19 protein-coding genes are annotated in these 16,479 nt (G+C 57.5%); 16 read left to right on the top strand and 3 right to left on the bottom strand.

Going from position 1 to position 16,479, the window contains the following annotated elements:
• Positions 1–38: 38 nt before the first annotated feature.
• From mdcA to mdcH, 8 genes are all read left to right on the top strand, one after another.
• Complete coding sequence (mdcA, locus tag OVA10_RS01260) at positions 39–1,694, top strand: malonate decarboxylase subunit alpha (RefSeq protein ID WP_123429775.1); 1,656 nt, start codon at positions 39–41, stop codon at positions 1,692–1,694.
• Positions 1,694–2,551 (top strand): triphosphoribosyl-dephospho-CoA synthase, encoded by an 858-nt coding sequence (locus tag OVA10_RS01255; protein ID WP_100778630.1) that lies wholly within the window; start codon positions 1,694–1,696, stop codon positions 2,549–2,551. Before mdcA ends, OVA10_RS01255 begins: the two co-directional genes overlap by 1 nt.
• A gap of 9 nt (positions 2,552–2,560) precedes the next feature.
• The gene (mdcC, locus tag OVA10_RS01250; RefSeq protein ID WP_100778631.1) at positions 2,561–2,860 is read left to right on the top strand and encodes a malonate decarboxylase acyl carrier protein; all 300 of its coding nucleotides are present in this window, start codon (positions 2,561–2,563) and stop codon (positions 2,858–2,860) included.
• Complete coding sequence (locus OVA10_RS01245; protein WP_100778632.1) at positions 2,853–3,686, top strand: biotin-independent malonate decarboxylase subunit beta; 834 nt, start codon at positions 2,853–2,855, stop codon at positions 3,684–3,686. The genes mdcC and OVA10_RS01245 overlap by 8 nt, the downstream gene beginning before the upstream one ends.
• Complete coding sequence (gene mdcE, locus OVA10_RS01240; RefSeq protein ID WP_268195357.1) at positions 3,686–4,486, top strand: biotin-independent malonate decarboxylase subunit gamma; 801 nt, start codon at positions 3,686–3,688, stop codon at positions 4,484–4,486. The genes OVA10_RS01245 and mdcE overlap by 1 nt, the downstream gene beginning before the upstream one ends.
• A gap of 126 nt (positions 4,487–4,612) precedes the next feature.
• Positions 4,613–5,572, top strand: a complete 960-nt coding sequence (locus OVA10_RS01235) for an AEC family transporter (protein ID WP_100778633.1) — start codon at positions 4,613–4,615, stop codon at positions 5,570–5,572.
• A 2-nt stretch (positions 5,573–5,574) separates the two neighbouring features.
• Complete coding sequence (locus OVA10_RS01230; protein ID WP_268194972.1) at positions 5,575–6,195, top strand: malonate decarboxylase holo-ACP synthase; 621 nt, start codon at positions 5,575–5,577, stop codon at positions 6,193–6,195.
• Positions 6,192–7,088 (top strand): malonate decarboxylase subunit epsilon, encoded by an 897-nt coding sequence (gene mdcH / locus OVA10_RS01225; RefSeq protein ID WP_181826944.1) that lies wholly within the window; start codon positions 6,192–6,194, stop codon positions 7,086–7,088. The genes OVA10_RS01230 and mdcH overlap by 4 nt, the downstream gene beginning before the upstream one ends.
• A 77-nt stretch (positions 7,089–7,165) precedes the next feature.
• Here mdcH and OVA10_RS01220 read toward each other — a convergent pair whose 3' ends face one another.
• The gene (locus OVA10_RS01220) at positions 7,166–8,098 is read right to left on the bottom strand and encodes a LysR family transcriptional regulator (RefSeq protein WP_100778636.1); all 933 of its coding nucleotides are present in this window, start codon (positions 8,096–8,098) and stop codon (positions 7,166–7,168) included.
• A 15-nt stretch (positions 8,099–8,113) separates the two neighbouring features.
• Positions 8,114–10,018, bottom strand: coding sequence for an ABC transporter ATP-binding protein (locus tag OVA10_RS01215; protein WP_100778637.1), 1,905 nt, complete (start codon positions 10,016–10,018; stop codon positions 8,114–8,116).
• A 124-nt stretch (positions 10,019–10,142) separates the two neighbouring features.
• Here OVA10_RS01215 and kefG point away from each other — a divergent pair, with 124 nt between their 5' ends.
• From kefG to slyD, 4 genes are all read left to right on the top strand, one after another.
• Positions 10,143–10,694 carry a glutathione-regulated potassium-efflux system ancillary protein KefG gene (kefG, locus tag OVA10_RS01210; RefSeq protein WP_206732574.1) on the top strand — a complete coding sequence of 184 codons (552 nt, stop codon included), beginning with the start codon at positions 10,143–10,145 and terminating at the stop codon, positions 10,692–10,694.
• On the top strand, positions 10,694–12,499 hold the full coding sequence (kefB, locus tag OVA10_RS01205) for a glutathione-regulated potassium-efflux system protein KefB (RefSeq protein WP_268194969.1): 1,806 nt from the start codon (positions 10,694–10,696) through the stop codon (positions 12,497–12,499). The genes kefG and kefB overlap by 1 nt, the downstream gene beginning before the upstream one ends.
• Before the next feature lie 10 nt (positions 12,500–12,509).
• On the top strand, positions 12,510–12,710 hold the full coding sequence (locus OVA10_RS01200; RefSeq protein WP_100778640.1) for a YheV family putative zinc ribbon protein: 201 nt from the start codon (positions 12,510–12,512) through the stop codon (positions 12,708–12,710).
• 94 nt (positions 12,711–12,804) lie between these two features.
• A complete protein-coding gene (gene slyD / locus OVA10_RS01195) occupies positions 12,805–13,392 on the top strand; it encodes a peptidylprolyl isomerase (protein ID WP_095283679.1) in 588 nt (195 codons plus the stop codon).
• A gap of 177 nt (positions 13,393–13,569) precedes the next feature.
• Here the strand turns inward: slyD and OVA10_RS01190 are convergent, their stop codons facing one another.
• Positions 13,570–13,788 carry a protein SlyX gene (locus tag OVA10_RS01190; protein WP_100778641.1) on the bottom strand — a complete coding sequence of 73 codons (219 nt, stop codon included), beginning with the start codon at positions 13,786–13,788 and terminating at the stop codon, positions 13,570–13,572.
• 236 nt (positions 13,789–14,024) lie between these two features.
• On the opposite strand from OVA10_RS01190, the gene fkpA reads away from it, so the two are divergent.
• The 4 genes from fkpA (at position 14,025) to tusC (ending at position 16,478) form a co-directional block, all read left to right on the top strand.
• Positions 14,025–14,846 (top strand): FKBP-type peptidyl-prolyl cis-trans isomerase, encoded by an 822-nt coding sequence (gene fkpA, locus OVA10_RS01185; RefSeq protein WP_095283677.1) that lies wholly within the window; start codon positions 14,025–14,027, stop codon positions 14,844–14,846.
• Positions 14,847–15,010: 164 nt separating this feature from the next.
• Entirely contained in the window at positions 15,011–15,733 is a 723-nt protein-coding gene (locus OVA10_RS01180) for a helix-turn-helix transcriptional regulator (protein WP_100778642.1), read from the top strand.
• Positions 15,733–16,119, top strand: coding sequence for a sulfurtransferase complex subunit TusD (gene tusD, locus OVA10_RS01175; protein ID WP_181826942.1), 387 nt, complete (start codon positions 15,733–15,735; stop codon positions 16,117–16,119). Before OVA10_RS01180 ends, tusD begins: the two co-directional genes overlap by 1 nt.
• Positions 16,119–16,478 (top strand): sulfurtransferase complex subunit TusC, encoded by a 360-nt coding sequence (gene tusC / locus OVA10_RS01170; protein ID WP_268194966.1) that lies wholly within the window; start codon positions 16,119–16,121, stop codon positions 16,476–16,478. Before tusD ends, tusC begins: the two co-directional genes overlap by 1 nt.
• Position 16,479 lies beyond the last annotated feature (1 nt).

Below are 16,479 nucleotides of genomic sequence, written 5' to 3'. Positions count from 1 at the left end.
AGCAAATCAGAATGATGTGCTGAATCAGGAGGTTAATAATGTTATCTGGGCAAACACCCGCCCGGGTCTGGAACACGCGTCGCACTGAAAAAGCGCGCCGCCTGGCTTCTGTCCCGGTGCAAGGCAAGGTTCTGCCAACCGACGATCTTGTCGCCATGCTGGAAAAACTGATTGCTCCGGGCGATAAAGTCGTACTGGAAGGCAACAACCAAAAGCAGGCTGATTTTCTGTCCCGTTCACTGGCCGAGGTCAATCCGCAAATCGTGCATGACCTGCATATGATCATGCCAAGCGTCGGTCGCAGCGAGCATCTCGATATCTTCGAAAAGGGCATCGCCCGCAAACTCGATTTCTCCTTCTCCGGAACCCAAAGCCTGCGTATTTCGCAGCTGCTGGAGGACGGCCAGCTCGAAATCGGCGCCATTCATACCTACATCGAACTCTACTCCCGCCTGTACGTTGATCTTTCGCCGAACGTGGCGCTGATTGCCGGTTTTAAAGCGGACCGTAAAGGCAACCTGTATACCGGCGCAAGCACCGAAGACACGCCTGCGCTGGTGGAAGCCGCCGCGTTCCACGACGGGATCGTCATCGCTCAGGTGAACGAGCTGGTGGACGACGAGTGCGATCTGCCGCGCGTCGATATTCCTGGCTCGTGGATTGATTACGTGGTCGTTGCCGACAAGCCGTTCTTCATCGAACCGCTCTTTACCCGCGACCCGCGTCTCATCAAACAAGAACACATCCTGATGGCGATGATGGCGATTAAGGGCATCTACGCGGAACACCAGGTGCAGTCTCTGAACCACGGTATTGGCTTTAACACCGCAGCAATTGAGCTGCTGCTGCCGACCTACGGCGAACAGCTCGGTCTGAAGGGTAAAATCTGTAAGCACTGGACCCTGAACCCGCACCCAACGCTGATTCCGGCGATTGAAAGCGGCTGGGTCGAGAGCGTCCACTGCTTCGGCGGTGAGCTGGGGATGGAAGAGTACATCCGTGCCCGTCCTGACGTGTTCTTTACCGGTGCCGACGGCTCTATGCGTTCCAATCGCGCATTCTGCCAGCTGGCAGGCCAGTACGCGGTGGATATGTTTATCGGTTCGACCCTCCAGGTTGACGGCTATGCCAACTCCTCGACTGTGACCCGCGGTCGCCTGTCGGGCTTCGGCGGTGCGCCAAACATGGGCCACGATCCCCACGGTCGCCGTCATGCCACGCCAGCATGGCTCAACATGATCACCGAACCAGACCCGATGCAGCGCGGTAAAAAGCTGGTGGTGCAGATGGTGGAAACTTTCCAGGCGGGCGTTAAACCAACCTTCGTGGAAAAACTCGATGCCATTGAAGTGGCGAAAACCTCGGGGATGCCGCTGGCGCCAGTCATGATTTACGGCGATGACGTGACGCACGTGCTCACCGAAGAGGGGATTGCATACCTCTATCGCGCTGAAAATCTCGAAGAGCGCCGTGCAATGGTTGCGGCAGTGGCCGGGATCACCGACATCGGCCTGGGCGTGGACGCCAAACGCGTCGCCGCGCTGCGCCAGAGCGGCAAAGTGGTCTATCCGGAAGATATGGGTATTCGTCGTACCGATGCGACCCGATCTCTGCTGGCAGCCGGGAGTGTCTCTGACCTGGTGGAATGGTCCGGCGGTCTTTACAACCCACCTGCGAAATTCCGGAGCTGGTAATGAAACTTCTGCCACAGATTCAGGTTGAAGGCGGTGCCGAATGGCTGGCGCGAACCGCCACGCAGTGTCTGATTGACGAAGCACGATTAAGCCCGAAACCCGGTCTGGTGGACAGTCGGGGGAATGGCGCGCACCTGGATCTCTCGCTCGCGTTAATGGAGCGTTCCGCGCACAGCCTGACCCCCACGTTTCAGGCACTGGCACAGCAAAGCTGGCAGCGTCCGGCCGACATTGCGCTCAGACAAACCATCGGCAGGCTCGGCCGTGAGGGCGAGCAGAACATGATGGCGGCCACCCAGGGAGTGAACACCCACCGTGGCGCAATCTGGGCGCTCGGGCTGCTGGTAAGCGCGGTAGCGATGCTGGGCGGCGACGCGCGTCCGCAGACTATCGCACGGACTGCAGCCGAACTGGCCACGCTGCCCGATGACGCCGCCCCGAAAGTGTTCAGCAAAGGGCTTCGCGCCACGCACCGCTACCGGGTGCCGGGTGCACGCGAAGAGGCGCAGCAGGCGTTCCCACACGTTTTACAGCGGGCACTGCCGCAGCTTCGTCTCAGCCGCCTGAACGGCAGCAGCGAATCGCACGCCAGGCTTGATGCGCTGATGGCTATCATGACCTCGCTGACCGACACCTGCGTGCTCTCCCGCGCCGGGATGGAAGGGCTGGAGACGATGCAGGATGGCGCTCGCGCCGTGCTGAATGCGGGCGGAACCGCGCAGCCGGAAGGCCAGCGAGCTTTGGCGGAACTTGACCGCCGGATGCTGGCGCTCAACGCCTCTCCGGGTGGTGCCGCCGATCTGCTTGCCGCCACGCTGTTCCTCGACCGCGTCGAGACGCCTTATTCAAAGCATTAAGAGGATGTTATGGAAAAAATCACATTGACTGTGCCAGCCAGCCGCGAAGTAAGCGGCAGGGCGCTGGCAGGGGTTGTCGGTTCTGGTGATATGGAGGTGTTATTCACCGCCGACCAGAGCCAGACCTTAACCATCGATATCACCACTTCCGTCGACAACAGCCGTGGTCGCTGGGAGGCGCTATTCAACCGTCTGCACACCGTGAGCAGCCTGCCTGCCGGTCGCCTCACCATTCATGACTTTGGTGCCACCCCTGGCGTGGCGCGCATTCGTATTGAACAGGTCTTTGAAGAGGTGAGCCATGCGTGACGATCTGAGTTTTATCGAATTAAAAGCGCGCCAGCGTGCGCACGCGCTGCTGGACGATGGCAGCTACCGTGAACTGCTGGACCCGTTTGAAGGCATTACCTCTCCGTGGCTCGGCGCACAGGGTATCGTGCCGCAGGCCGACGACGGGATGGTGGTCGCGAAAGGGACCATTAACGGTCAGCCTGCTGTCGTCGTGGCGATCGAAGGTGCGTTCCAGGGCGGCAGTATGGGCGAAGTCTCAGGGGCCAAAATGGCCGCCGCACTGGAACTGGCGGCAGAAGATAACCGCAACGGTATCCCGACCCAGGCGGTGCTTTGCCTCGAAACCGGCGGCGTGCGTCTGCAGGAAGCGAACCTCGGTCTGGCGGCGATTGCTGATATTCACGCGGCGATTGTCGATTTACGTCGCTATACGCCGGTCATCGGGATTGTCGCCGGGACCGTCGGTTGCTTCGGTGGGATGTCGATTGCGGCGGCCCTGTGCAGCTATCTGATTGTCACCCGCGAAGCACGTCTCGGTCTTAACGGCCCGCAGGTTATCGAGCAGGAAGCCGGGATTGATGAGTACGACTCTCGCGACCGTCCGTTTATCTGGAGCATGACCGGAGGCGAAATCCGCTATGAAAGTGGTCTGGTGGATGCGCTGGTGGGTGACGGCGTGAACGCGGTGAAACAGGCGATGAACGAGGCCATTGCCAAAGGGGTTCCGGCTGCGCATCGCACCGATAACTATGATGATTACCTGGATCGTCTGAGCCATTTCGACACCCGCAAACAGGCGGATACCGAACAGATTCATGCGCTTTTTGCCCGGGAGGTGAAATGATGACTACTACAATCAGCCGCGGCGAACTCTGGCTGCAAACGCTCGCCCCACATGCCCAACGTTTGTCAGGGCTATGCCCGTCCGTGCAGGCCGCTGACGGTGAACTGAACGGTGAAACCGTACGTTTCGTTGCCGTGGTCCCGGATGCGAACAACCATTTCCCGCGCGCCGCGCAGGGTGAAGTGGGGCTGCTGGAGGGCTGGACGCTGGCTAAAGTGGTGAGCGAAACCATTGCCGCTGATGCCGATAACGCCGTTAAACGTCCTATCGTGGCGGTGATCGACGTGCCCAGCCAGGCGTATGGCCGTCGCGAAGAGGCGTTCGGCATCCATCAGGCGCTGGCCGGTGCAGCTGCGGCGTATGCCAATGCGCGTCTGGCCGGTCATCCGGTCATCGGCCTCATCGTCGGCAAAGCGATGTCGGGTGCTTTCCTGGCACACGGCTACCAGGCAAACCGCCTGATTGCCTTTAACGACAAGGGCGTGTTGATTCATGCGATGGGCAAAGAGTCTGCCGCACGTATCACCCTGCGCACCGTCGACGCGCTGGAAAAACTGGCGGCCACCATCCCGCCAATGGCGTACGACATCAGTAACTACGCCACGCTGGGACTGCTCGCCGATCTGCTGGACATCAGCAATCCGGACGCCCCTTCCGACAGCGATCTGGCGCAGGTGAAAACCACTCTGCAACAGGCCATCAACGACGCACGTCAGGACACCACGCTGAAAAGCCGTCTGGGTGCTGACAACCGCCGCAGCTCTGCTCTGGTACGCGAACGTATGCGAGCAAGCTGGTAATTAAAAAAAGTCCTGCCAGATGCAGGGCCACGTAGGCGCACTCGCTGCGCCTGCGCGGAAACCTGCATCCTGAAAATAATAATCATCGCGCCAGTGCTATCTCTTTTTTTAAATTACAGGTGATTTATGACTTACGTAATTGTTCATGCTCTTGCTCCGATTTTTGTCATCATGCTGCTGGGATTCTGGGCCGGTAAGGCCAAAATGGTCGACAACAAAAATGTCTCCCTGCTGAATATCTTTGTGATGGATTTTGCGCTGCCTGCGGCGCTGTTTAGTGCCACAGTACAAACCCCGTGGACGGGCATCCTCGCCCAGTCGCCGCTGATTCTGGTGCTGACGCTGGCGATGTGGATCACTTATGCGGCGATCTATTTCCTGGCCACCAAGGTCTTTAAAAAATCCCCGCAGGATGCGGCCGTACTGACCCTGACGGTGGCCCTGCCTAACTATGCGGCGCTCGGTCTGCCCATTCTCGGCAGTGTGCTCGGGGAAGGTTCGTCCACCTCGCTCTCCGTGGCGGTCTCCATCGCCTGTGGTTCTGTCCTGATGACGCCGTTCTGCCTGCTGATTCTGGAGCGTGAAAAAGCGCGCGCAGAAGGCGGCAACAGCGGTTCGACTCTGGCGATGCTGCCGGTGCTGATGTGGCGCTCTATCAAAAAACCGATCGTGATGGGCCCGCTGCTCGGGGTGATCCTGTCGGCTATTGGTATCAAAATGCCGGAACTGGTTCTGGCGGCGATTAAACCGCTGGGTCTGGCGGCTACGGCGGCAGCGCTGTTCCTGACCGGGGTGATCCTCTCTGCGCGTAAACTGCAAATCAACACCATGGTGATCACCTCCACTATCGCCAAACTGCTGATTCAGCCTGCCATTGCCTGGGGTCTGGTGCTGATTTTCGGTCTGCATGGATCTGTGGCGATCACGGCAATTCTGATGATTGCGCTCTCCGCAGGTTTCTTTGGCGTGGTCTTCGGCAACCGTTTTGGCGTGCAGTCTCCTGATGCAGAAGCGGTGCTGCTGTTAAGCTCGGTCCTGTGTATCCTGTCTCTGCCGCTGTTTATCTCGCTGACTTCAGGAATGTAATTATGATCACAACATTACGCCCGCACGATCTTATCTGGCTTAACGCGCGCGACGCGCTGGAAGGTATCACCGAATCCTGGGTGGATGGCGTGTGGCATACCGGTCTGCCTGTGGTGGTGCGGCGTGATGTTGATGGTACCGGACGGATCCCCGTCGGCGTGCGCGGTTTGAAGCGCGAACAACGCGCCGCCGGTTGGGTTAACCCCGAGCGCGTCACCCGCGTGGTATCTCCGGAAGATTTAAGCGTCGCGACCGATTTGCTGCGCTCGCCGTTTATCACCCAGCCGCCCGTGCAGGTGGCGTTTCAGGTTGCGCAGCAGGCGTGGCCCTGGACGTGGGGGATAACCGGCAGTACCGGCTATGCGCTGGCAACCGGCGTTCCGGTGATCCATGCCGAGAGCGATCTGGATCTGCTGATCCGGGCGCCCGTGCCGCTGCCTCAGGAAACGTTCCAGCACTGGACAGCGCAACTCGGCAGTGCGTTGTGCCGCGTGGATACGCAGGTGGAAACCTCTGCGGGCGGTTTCGCACTGAACGAGTGGCTGCGCGAGGGGAGAGCGCTGCTAAAAACGCATCGTGGGCCGCGCCTGGTGGCCGACCCGTGGGGCAGGGAGGAGTCATGAAAATTCTGTTTACCTTCCCGGGACAGGGGACGCAGCGTGCAGGCATGCTGCAGGACCTGCCGGGTACAGAGAGAGCGGTAGCGCGCGAAGTTCTGGGCGAAGAAGCGGATCGGCTGGATTCCCCCGACGCGCTGAAACACACCCGCGCGGTGCAACTGTCCCTTCTGATCGCTGGCGTTTCCTGGGCGCGAGAACTGGAACGACGTGGCGTGACGCCAGATATTGTCAGCGGTCTGTCGATTGGTGCTTATCCTGCTGCCGTGATCGCCGGTGCACTGACGTTTACCGACGCGCTTCGGCTGGTGGCCCTGCGCGGTGATTTGATGGAGCAGGCGTATCCCCACGGCTACGGTTTGACGGCCATCATGGGGCTGACGCTGCCACAGGTGGAGGCGCTCCTCGTGGGCACCGGCACGTACATCGCTAACCTCAACGCCGAAACGCAGATTGTGATTGCCGGCACCGATGAGGGAATGGCCGAAGTGGCAAAACGCGCGCTGGAGAAGGGCGCGAATAAAGCTCATCGGCTGGCGGTGAGTGTGCCTTCGCATTGTGAACTGCTGGCGGCACCAGCGCAGAAACTGGCGGAGGCGTTCAGCCATGTGACCCTTTCTCGCCCGCGATGTGCCTGGCTCAGTGGCAGTACCGGACGCGTATTATGGGCGCCGGAGAAAATTGCCGACGATTTAGCCATGAACATGGCGCGTACGGTGCGCTGGCAGGAGGCGGTGATTTCCGCCAACGAGCGTGAGGCGCGACTGGCGATAGAGATGCCTCCCGGCGGTGTGCTGACGTGCCTGACGCGACAGGCGGCGTGGGAAGGCGAAGCGGTTTCGCTCGAGCGTAGCGGTGTGGATGTGGCGGTGCATCTGGCAAAACGTCTTCGCGGGTAGTTTTTGCCTGTTGGCACCGGGCTTTTTGTTCCTGCAAAAACCTGGGTCGGGAACGCGGAGTTACATCCGGTAAAGCATCAGCTACCGTCCTGCAAACTGCGGGCGTACATTCGCCCCTCTGCAGCCAGTGCCCGCAGGCTCGGATCCTGCTCGCGGTTGCGGGCAAAGACAATCGCGATCAGCTGTTGCATCTGGTACGGCTGCGCCAGCTTCAGCAACTGCACGGAGTTCTCGTAGACCTTTTTCATCCTGCCGGGCATCAGCGTAAAGCCCACACCCGCCTGCACCAGACTTAACATCGAGAAGATATCATTCACACGGGTGACGATTTCCGGCTCAAAACCGGCGATCTGGAACGCGTCCTGAAAACCGGCGTAGGTGGCAAACCCTTCCGCGAGCGAGACGAACTTCTGGTCTTTGTAATCGCGCAGATCGGCCAGGCCGTTACTGTTCAGTTTGGCCGACGCGGGCGCGGCGAGGAAAATGTCGTCGTGGAACAGGGGCAGCACTTCGAGGGTATTTCGGTCGATATCGCTTTCGGAGATGGAGATCAGGATTGCGTCCAGCGCGCCTTCATCGAGCAGATGGAGCAGGGTGTCGTTAGAGCCCATCGTCAGGTCCATCTCCAGGTCCGGACGGCGCAGTTTCATCCCCATAATCAGCCGTGGGACGGTTTCCATCGTCAGGGAGTAGAGCGTGCCGACGCGCAGGCGCCCCTGTCCTATCCCGGCGATTTTGCGTGACTCTTCCAGCCCGCGCTCCATTACCTGCATCACCTCCTGGCAATACTCCAGCAGTGTCCAGGCGGAAGGCAACGCAATCAGATTGCGTCCTTTGTGGGTGAACAGCGGACAGCGAACGTTCTCTTCAAGGGTATGCAAGGCGCGGTGCACGCTGACACCGCTCAGGCCCAGAGCCTCGGCGGTGCGGGCGATATTGCCCTTTTCCATGAAGGTCATGAAAATACTCAGTTTGCGAAATGTGATGTCGCTCGTGATGTCGATAGTCATAACCTTCCTGATCCCTTAATCGGTTTGCAGCATCTCTTCCAGCTGTTCCTGCGCGTCGAGCCACGCCATTTCGCACTCTTCCAGGCCAGATTTGGTTTTGGCCTGTACCTGCAGGCACTCGGTCAGCTCGGCTTTGCGCGCCTGATCGTACAGGCCGCTGTCGCCGAGCTTCTCTTCCACCGTGGCCAGCTGCGCGTGCAGTTTTTCCATCTCTTTTTCCAGACGCGCGATCTCTTTACGCAACGGCTGGGTTTGCGTGCGCAGTTCTGCCTCGCGACGTTTCTGGTCTTTACGCGCCTGAGCGCTGTTGGCGTTATCTTTCGCGTCATCGGCAGGCTGGTTTTCCTGCTTCTGCACGTCCGTTAGCCACTGCTGATAATCTTCCAGATCGCCGTCGAACGGTTCGACTTTGCCATCGTGCACCAGATAGAGGTCATCGGTGGTGGAGCGGATCAGGTGCCTGTCGTGCGAAACCACGACAAGGGCGCCTTCGAATTCGATCAGCGCTTCGGTCAACGCTTGACGCATATCGAGATCCAGGTGGTTAGTCGGTTCATCGAGCAGCAGCAGGTTCGGACGCTGCCAGACGATCAGCGCCAGCACCAGACGGGCTTTTTCCCCGCCGGAGAAGCGCTCGGTGTTCTCGCTGACTTTATCGCCCTGGAAGCCGAAACCGCCGAGGTAATCGCGCAGCTTTTGCTCCATTTCCTGAGGTGCCAGACGCGCCATGTGCTGAATCGGCGATTCGTCTGCGCGTAAAAATTCCAGCTGGTGCTGGGCGAAGTAGCCCAGTTTGATGCCCTTCGCCAGCCCGATATCGCCGCTGACCGGGTTCAGTTCGCCCGCCAGCAGTTTAATCAGTGTGGACTTACCCGCGCCATTACGCCCGAGCAGACCGATGCGCGAACCGGGCACCAGGTTGAGCTTGATGGAGTCGAGAATAATGCGCTCGCCGTAGCCGGCGCTGACCTTCTCCATCTTCAGCAATGGGTTAGGCAGGCTTTCCGGGGCGCGGAAGCTAAAGTGGAACGGGTTATCCACGTGCGCAGGGGCAATCATCTCCATGCGCTCGAGCATCTTGATGCGGCTCTGGGCCTGTTTGGCTTTGGAGGCTTTGGCCTTAAAGCGATCAACAAAGCTTTGCAGATGGGCAACGCGCTGCTGCTGGCTTTCGTACATCGCCTGCTGCTGTGACAGGCGCGTAGCGCGCTGGCGCTCGAACGAGCTGTAGTTGCCCGTATATTCGAACATCGATTCCTGTTCGATATGAATGATTTTATCGACGACCGGATCGAGGAAGTCGCGGTCGTGGGAGATTAGGATCAGCGTGCCCTGATAGCTTTTCAGCCATTTTTCCAGCCAGATCACCGCGTCGAGATCGAGGTGGTTGGTCGGTTCATCGAGGAGCAGCAGATCCGAGCGGCAGACCAGCGCTTGCGCGAGGTTCAGGCGCATACGCCAGCCACCGGAGAAATCGCTCACCGGGCGCTCTAACTGCTCGTTGCTGAAGCCCAGACCGTGCAGCAGGCTGGAGGCGCGCGAGCGGATGGTCCAGGCGTCGATGGCGTCGAGCTTGCCGTGAACGGTAGCGATGGCGTGGCCGTCGTTGCGCTCGTTGGCAGCGTTCAGCTCGGCTTCCAGCTTGCGGTATTCGCGGTCGCCATCAATCACATAGTCGAGCGCCGGAACGCTCAGGGCAGGGGTTTCCTGGTTAACCCAGGCCAACTGCCAGTTTCCCGGATAGGTGAAGCTCCCTGCATCGGCGCTCATCTCGTTTTTCAGAAGCGACAGCAGAGTGGATTTGCCGCAGCCGTTTTTGCCCACCAGACCGACTTTTTGCCCAGGGTTAATGGTGGCTGTAGCGTTGTCCAGCAGGACGCGTACGCCGCGACGAATTTGTAACGAGGAGAAAACAATCATAGAGCGCCGTGTGTTCCGACTATGTTAAGTTGTCATTATAATGGAGTTAAATGTTGTACCGCGCCTGACGCGGGAGTGCCATGTTAGCCCAAAATGGCAATGATGACGACCCGGGAGGGGAATGATGTCCCAGACAGCAAAAGTGCTGCTGCTGTATGCCCATCCGGAATCACAGGACTCGGTCGCTAACCGGGTTTTGCTCAAACCGGCTCGACAACTCAGCAATGTGACGGTGCACGACCTGTACGCGCACTATCCTGATTTTTTTATTGATATCCCACACGAACAGGAACTGTTGCGTCAGCATGACGTGATTGTGTTCCAGCATCCGCTTTATACCTACAGCTGTCCGGCGTTGCTGAAAGAGTGGCTGGACCGGGTATTGACCCGCGGCTTTTCCAGTGGACCAGGGGGAAACCAGCTGGCGGGAAAGTACTGGCGGAGTGTCATCACGACCGGTGAACCCGAGAGCGCCTACCGTCACGACGGGCTAAACCGCTATCCCATGAGCGATATTCTGCGCCCTTTTGAGTTGACGGCGGCCATGTGCCGTATGCAGTGGATGAGCCCGATTGTGGTCTATTGGGCGCGCCGCCAGCCCTCAAAAGAGCTGGCGAATCATGCCAAAGCCTATGGCGACTGGCTGGCCTCACCGATTCTGACAGGAGGCCGCTGATGGAAGGTTCTGATCTGTTACTGGCAGGTGTGTTGTTCCTCTTCGCGGCGGTTGTGGCCGTGCCGCTGGCCTCCCGGCTGGGTATCGGCGCGGTGCTGGGCTATCTGCTGGCAGGTATCGCGATTGGCCCGTGGGGGCTTGGGTTTATTAGCGACGTGGATGAAATCCTCCACTTCTCCGAGCTGGGTGTGGTCTTCCTGATGTTTATCATTGGGCTGGAGCTGAATCCGGCGAAGCTCTGGCACCTGCGGCGCTCGATTTTTGGCGTGGGTGCCGCGCAGGTGCTATTCAGCGCGGTGATCCTCGCTGGATTGCTGATGTTGACCGAGTTCAAGTGGCAGGCGGCGGTGATCGGCGGGATTGGTCTGGCGATGTCTTCGACGGCGATGGCGCTGCAGCTGATGCGCGATAAGGGGATGAATCGCAACGAGTCGGGACAGCTCGGTTTTTCCGTTTTGCTGTTTCAGGATTTAGCGGTGATCCCCGCGTTAGCGCTGGTGCCGCTGCTCGCAGGGTCTGGCGACGATCATTTCGACTGGATGAAGGTTGGCATGAAGGTGCTGGCGTTTGCGGGCATGCTGATTGGCGGGCGTTACCTGCTGCGTCCGGTGTTTCGCTTTATTGCGGCGTCCGGCGTGCGGGAAGTGTTTACCGCGGCGACGCTGCTGCTGGTGCTGGGTTCCGCGCTGTTTATGGATGCGCTGGGGCTGTCGATGGCGCTGGGGACGTTTATCGCGGGTGTCCTGCTCGCGGAGAGCGAATATCGTCACGAGCTGGAGATTGCCATCGATCCCTTTAAGGGGCTGCTGTTAGGGCTGTTCTTTATCTCTGTCGGGATGGCGCTCAACCTTGGCGTGCTCTACACCCATCTGCTGTGGGTGGTGATCAGCGTCGCGGTGCTGGTGGCGGTGAAAACCGGCGTGCTTTACGCACTGGCGCGGATTTACGGACTCCGAAGTTCTGAGCGCATGCAGTTCGCGGGCGTGCTGAGTCAGGGGGGAGAGTTCGCATTTGTGCTCTTCTCCACAGCATCGTCCCAGCGTTTATTTCAGGATGATCAGATGGCGCTGCTGCTGGTGACGGTCACCCTGTCGATGATGACCACGCCGCTGCTGATGAAGCTGATTGATAAATCCCTGTCGCGCCGCTTTAATCCGCCGGAAGACGAAGCGGAAACACCGTGGGTGGAAGACGATAAACCACAGGTAATTGTGGTGGGGTTTGGCCGTTTTGGGCAGGTCATTGGCCGCTTGCTGATGGCCAATGAGATGCGTATTACGGTGCTGGAGCGTGATATCAGCGCAGTAAATCTGATGCGCAAATACGGTTATAAAGTCTATTACGGCGATGCGACGCAGCTTGAACTGCTGCGTTCAGCAGGTGCCGAGGCCGCAGAGTCGATCGTCATCACCTGTAATGAACCGGAAGATACGATGAAGCTGGTGGAGCTGTGTCAGCAGCATTTCCCGCATCTACATATTCTGGCGCGTGCCAGAGGGCGTGTGGAAGCCCATGAGCTGTTACAGTCGGGGGTGAAAAACTTCTCGCGTGAGACGTTTTCCAGCGCCCTTGAGCTAGGCCGTAAGACGCTGGTTTCGCTGGGGATGCATCCGCACCAGGCGCTGCGCGCCCAGCTGCATTTCCGCAGGCTTGATATGCGTATGCTGCGCGAGTTAATGCCCGTCCATAGCGATACGGCGCAAATCTCCCGCGTGCGGGAAGCTCGCCGTGAGCTGGAAGAGATCTTCCAGCGTGAGATGCAGAAGGAACGGCGTCAGTTGGATGGCTGGGATGAATTTGAATAGGGGAAAAAGTATGGCAGTTCGTAAACGTTTTATTGCAGGCGCAAAATGCCCGTCCTGCCAGGCGCAAGATACCCTGGCCATGTGGCGCGAGAATAATATCGATATTGTTGAGTGTGTTAAGTGCGGGCACCAGATGCGCGAGGCGGACAAAGAGGTTCGCGAGCATGTTCGCAAAGAAGAGCAAGTGATCGGCATTTTTCATCCAGACTAGCGATATGCCCTCAGATTTTTTAAGCTAAAGGGTACACGGGTGCAGATTTCCGCTACAATCTGCGCCAGCAATTTTCCCACGCTCAGGAGATATCATGAAAGTAGCAAAAGACCTGGTGGTCAGCCTGGCCTATCAGGTACGTACAGAAGACGGTGTGTTGGTTGATGAGTCTCCGGTGAGTGCGCCGCTGGACTACCTGCATGGTCACGGTTCCCTGATTTCCGGCCTGGAAAACGCGCTGGAAGGTCATGTTGTTGGCGACAAATTTGATGTTGCTGTAGGCGCGAATGACGCTTACGGTCAGTACGACGATAATCTGGTTCAGCGCGTTCCTAAAGACGTGTTCATGGGCGTGGACGAGCTGCAGGTTGGCATGCGTTTCCTGGCTGAAACTGACCAGGGTCCAGTACCTGTTGAAATCACAGAAGTTGAAGACGAGCACGTTGTGGTTGACGGTAACCACATGCTGGCTGGCCAGAACCTGAAATTCAACGTTGAAGTTATCGCGATTCGTGAAGCGACTGCTGAAGAGCTGGCTCATGGCCACGTTCACGGTGCAAATGGTCACGACCACGATCACGACCATGACGGTTGCTGCGGTGGTCACGGCCACGATCATGACCACGGTCATGAGCACGGCAAAGGCGGTTGTGGTGGTAACGGCGGTTGCGGCTGCCACTAAATCACCGGCGTCTTTCGAGCCGCAGAGGCGTTGACTGCGTTTTCCAGTCCCGGTTGTAGAGTGTTCTATGCTCTCGGGATGTTCTAACCAGTCACCTTTCTGCAACGCGTATGACCGGGTAATTTAGCAGTGTCGCAGGCACAAAAAAGCGGGAAATATTCCCGCTTTTTTTATGCCTCAATAGTGAGGTGGGGGCGTCTCTTCTGCCTGTGAGGCGATGTGTGACGACTGTGTCGCTTTCACTTTTTCCGTAAGCAGGCGCAGAAGATCGCGCAGTTTGGCCATTTCCAGTTCGTGAGCCGTCACCGTCTGGTTCAGCTCATCGATGGTCACTTCCTGAAAAGCCAGGCGGCTTTCCAGCTCGGCCAGCCGCGCTTCCAATGTCGTATTTTGCATGATTGACCTCTCTGTGATTTCGCACGCCAGGGGCGTTGGCGGCGGCGAATTTTACCCGAGTTTACTCCTCTGTAAAGCATCCTGCCTTAATGCAAGAAACTTATTTAAACAAAAATAGTCTGAAAAGAAGCGAGTTTAGGGAGAGTCTGTCTGTAGATTTCTTCTTCAACGTTCTATAGTACGCTTCTCATATACGTTTAACGCTGGGGTGAGAGGCCCCGGTCCTGGAGAAATGGATGAAATCACTGTTTAAAGTAACGCTGCTGGCGACCACGATGGCCGTCGCACTGAATGCGCCGCTCTCTTTCGCTGCTGATACCGCTGCGAAGCCTGCTGCAAGCGCAGACAGTAAAGCTGCGTTCAAAAATGACGACCAGAAATCAGCCTATGCGCTGGGCGCATCTCTGGGCCGTTACATGGAAAACTCTCTCAAAGAGCAAGAGAAACTGGGCATCAAACTGGATAAAGACCAGCTGATCGCCGGGGTTCAGGATGCGTTTGCAAACAAGAGCAAACTGTCTGACCAGGAAATCGAACAGACCCTGCAGGCTTTTGAAGCTCGCGTGAAAGGTGCTGCTCAGGGCAAGATGGAACAAGACGCAAAAGACAACGAAGCGAAAGGCAAAGCCTACCGCGATACTTTTGCTAAAGAGAAGGGTGTGAAAACCTCTTCTACCGGTCTGCTGTACAAAGTAGAGAAAGCCGGTACTGGCGATGCACCTAAAGACAGCGATACCGTAGTTGTGAACTACAAAGGTACCCTGATCGACGGTAAAGAGTTCGATAACTCTTATACCCGTGGTGAACCGCTCTCCTTCCGTCTTGACGGTGTTATCCCAGGCTGGACCGAAGGCCTGAAAAACATCAAGAAAGGCGGCAAAATTCAGCTGGTAATCCCACCGGATCTGGCTTACGGCAAAACGGGCGTTCCGGGTATTCCGGCTAACTCCACTCTGGTCTTCAATGTTGAGCTGCTGGACATCAAACCAGCACCGAAGGCAGATGCCAAACCAGATGCTGCTGCAGATGATAAAGCTGCAGACGCAGCGAAGAAGTAAAACGCTGAAAACCGCCGCCTTTAAGGCGGCGGTTTTTTTATTGTGGGGCAGATATAATTAACACTGGAAAGCGTTACCTACGCTGTATTAATTTAGTTGTCCGTGTAAATATGAGCCTGCCCTGACAACCTAATGACAGGCTCCTGAAAAGGAGTGTTTTTTTCATGTCCAGGTCGCTTTTAACCAACGAAACCAGTGAACTCGATTTGCTGGATCAACGTCCTTTCGACCAGACCGACTTCGATATTCTCAAATCTTACGAAGCGGTGGTGGACGGGTTAGCGATGCTCATTGGCTCCCACTGCGAAATCGTATTGCACTCCCTGCAAGATCTGAAATGTTCCGCCATCCGCATTGCTAATGGTGAGCACACTGGCCGCAAAATTGGATCGCCAATTACCGACCTTGCACTGCGTATGCTGCACGACATGACCGGCGCGGACAGCAGCGTCTCCAAATGTTATTTCACTCGTGCCAAAAGCGGCGTTCTGATGAAGTCAGAAACGATCGCCATCCGTAACCGCGAGCACCGCGTAATCGGACTGCTGTGTATCAACATGAACCTTGATGTGCCGTTCTCTCAAATCATGAGCACCTTTATTCCGCCTGAAACGCCGGAAGTGAACTCGTCGGTGAACTTTGCGTCTTCCGTTGAAGACCTCGTCACCCAGACGCTGGAGTTCACCATCGAAGAGGTCAATGCCGATCGCAACGTATCGAACAACGCTAAGAACCGTCAGATCGTGCTGAACCTCTATGAAAAAGGCATTTTCGATATTAAAGATGCGATTAACCAGGTGGCAGATCGCCTGAACATTTCCAAGCACACGGTTTATCTTTACATCCGCCAGTTCAAAAGCGGTGATTTCCTGGGACAAGAGAAGTAATGCGTTTTGCCATCATGGTGACAGGCCCGGCTTACGGTACTCAGCAGGCCAGTAGCGCTTTTCAGTTTGCCGAGGCGTTGTTGGCTGCCGGGCATCAGCTGAGCAGTGTCTTTTTCTACCGGGAAGGGGTCTACAACGCTAACCAGTTGACCTCGCCTGCGTCGGATGAGTTTGATCTGGTGCGTGGCTGGCAGAAACTTAATGAGTTACAGGGCGTCGAGCTGCACATTTGTGTCGCGGCGGCGTTGCGTCGCGGTGTGACGGATGAAGCAGAAGCCGAGCGTCTTGGCCTTGCCGGGGCGAATCTCCAGCCCGGCTTTTCCCTCAGTGGCTTAGGCGCGCTGGCTCAAGCAGCGTTGACCTGCGATCGGATGGTACAATTCTGATGAACCGCGTTGCCTTTGTATTTACTTCTGCCCCGCACGGCAGTGCAGCCGGCAGGGAAGGGCTTGATGCGCTTTTGGCGACATCGGCACTGACGGAAGATATCGGTGTCTTCTTTATCGGTGATGGCGTGCTCCAGCTTTTGGCCGGGCAACAGCCTCAGCAGATTTTGGCGCGGGACTATATTGCGACCTTCAAAGTTCTGCCCCTGTACGACATCGAGACTTTCTGGGTCTGTGCGGCATCGCTAAAAGAGCGCGGGCTGGATGAAAACGCCGCCATGGTGCTGGACGTGACCGTCGTCGCGCCCGAGGTGTTACGCGAACAACTCTCTCAATATCATACTGTTCTGACTTTCTGAG

It is taken from the genome of Lelliottia sp. SL45 (assembly GCF_026672535.1).
GTDB lineage: Bacteria > Pseudomonadota > Gammaproteobacteria > Enterobacterales > Enterobacteriaceae > Enterobacter > Enterobacter nimipressuralis.
Note: the sequence above shows the minus strand (reverse complement) of the source record. Positions and strands in the feature narration are given on the sequence as shown.

Coding starts and splice junctions, on each gene's coding strand:
- mdcA (WP_123429775.1), top strand. CDS start 39: ATGTTATCTGGGCAAACACCCGCCCGGGTCTGGAACACGCGTCGCACT.
- OVA10_RS01255 (WP_100778630.1), top strand. CDS start 1,694: ATGAAACTTCTGCCACAGATTCAGGTTGAAGGCGGTGCCGAATGGCTG.
- mdcC (WP_100778631.1), top strand. CDS start 2,561: ATGGAAAAAATCACATTGACTGTGCCAGCCAGCCGCGAAGTAAGCGGC.
- OVA10_RS01245 (WP_100778632.1), top strand. CDS start 2,853: ATGCGTGACGATCTGAGTTTTATCGAATTAAAAGCGCGCCAGCGTGCG.
- mdcE (WP_268195357.1), top strand. CDS start 3,686: ATGACTACTACAATCAGCCGCGGCGAACTCTGGCTGCAAACGCTCGCC.
- OVA10_RS01235 (WP_100778633.1), top strand. CDS start 4,613: ATGACTTACGTAATTGTTCATGCTCTTGCTCCGATTTTTGTCATCATG.
- OVA10_RS01230 (WP_268194972.1), top strand. CDS start 5,575: ATGATCACAACATTACGCCCGCACGATCTTATCTGGCTTAACGCGCGC.
- mdcH (WP_181826944.1), top strand. CDS start 6,192: ATGAAAATTCTGTTTACCTTCCCGGGACAGGGGACGCAGCGTGCAGGC.
- OVA10_RS01220 (WP_100778636.1), bottom strand. CDS start 8,098: ATGACTATCGACATCACGAGCGACATCACATTTCGCAAACTGAGTATT.
- OVA10_RS01215 (WP_100778637.1), bottom strand. CDS start 10,018: ATGATTGTTTTCTCCTCGTTACAAATTCGTCGCGGCGTACGCGTCCTG.
- kefG (WP_206732574.1), top strand. CDS start 10,143: ATGTCCCAGACAGCAAAAGTGCTGCTGCTGTATGCCCATCCGGAATCA.
- kefB (WP_268194969.1), top strand. CDS start 10,694: ATGGAAGGTTCTGATCTGTTACTGGCAGGTGTGTTGTTCCTCTTCGCG.
- OVA10_RS01200 (WP_100778640.1), top strand. CDS start 12,510: ATGGCAGTTCGTAAACGTTTTATTGCAGGCGCAAAATGCCCGTCCTGC.
- slyD (WP_095283679.1), top strand. CDS start 12,805: ATGAAAGTAGCAAAAGACCTGGTGGTCAGCCTGGCCTATCAGGTACGT.
- OVA10_RS01190 (WP_100778641.1), bottom strand. CDS start 13,788: ATGCAAAATACGACATTGGAAGCGCGGCTGGCCGAGCTGGAAAGCCGC.
- fkpA (WP_095283677.1), top strand. CDS start 14,025: ATGAAATCACTGTTTAAAGTAACGCTGCTGGCGACCACGATGGCCGTC.
- OVA10_RS01180 (WP_100778642.1), top strand. CDS start 15,011: ATGTCCAGGTCGCTTTTAACCAACGAAACCAGTGAACTCGATTTGCTG.
- tusD (WP_181826942.1), top strand. CDS start 15,733: ATGCGTTTTGCCATCATGGTGACAGGCCCGGCTTACGGTACTCAGCAG.
- tusC (WP_268194966.1), top strand. CDS start 16,119: ATGAACCGCGTTGCCTTTGTATTTACTTCTGCCCCGCACGGCAGTGCA.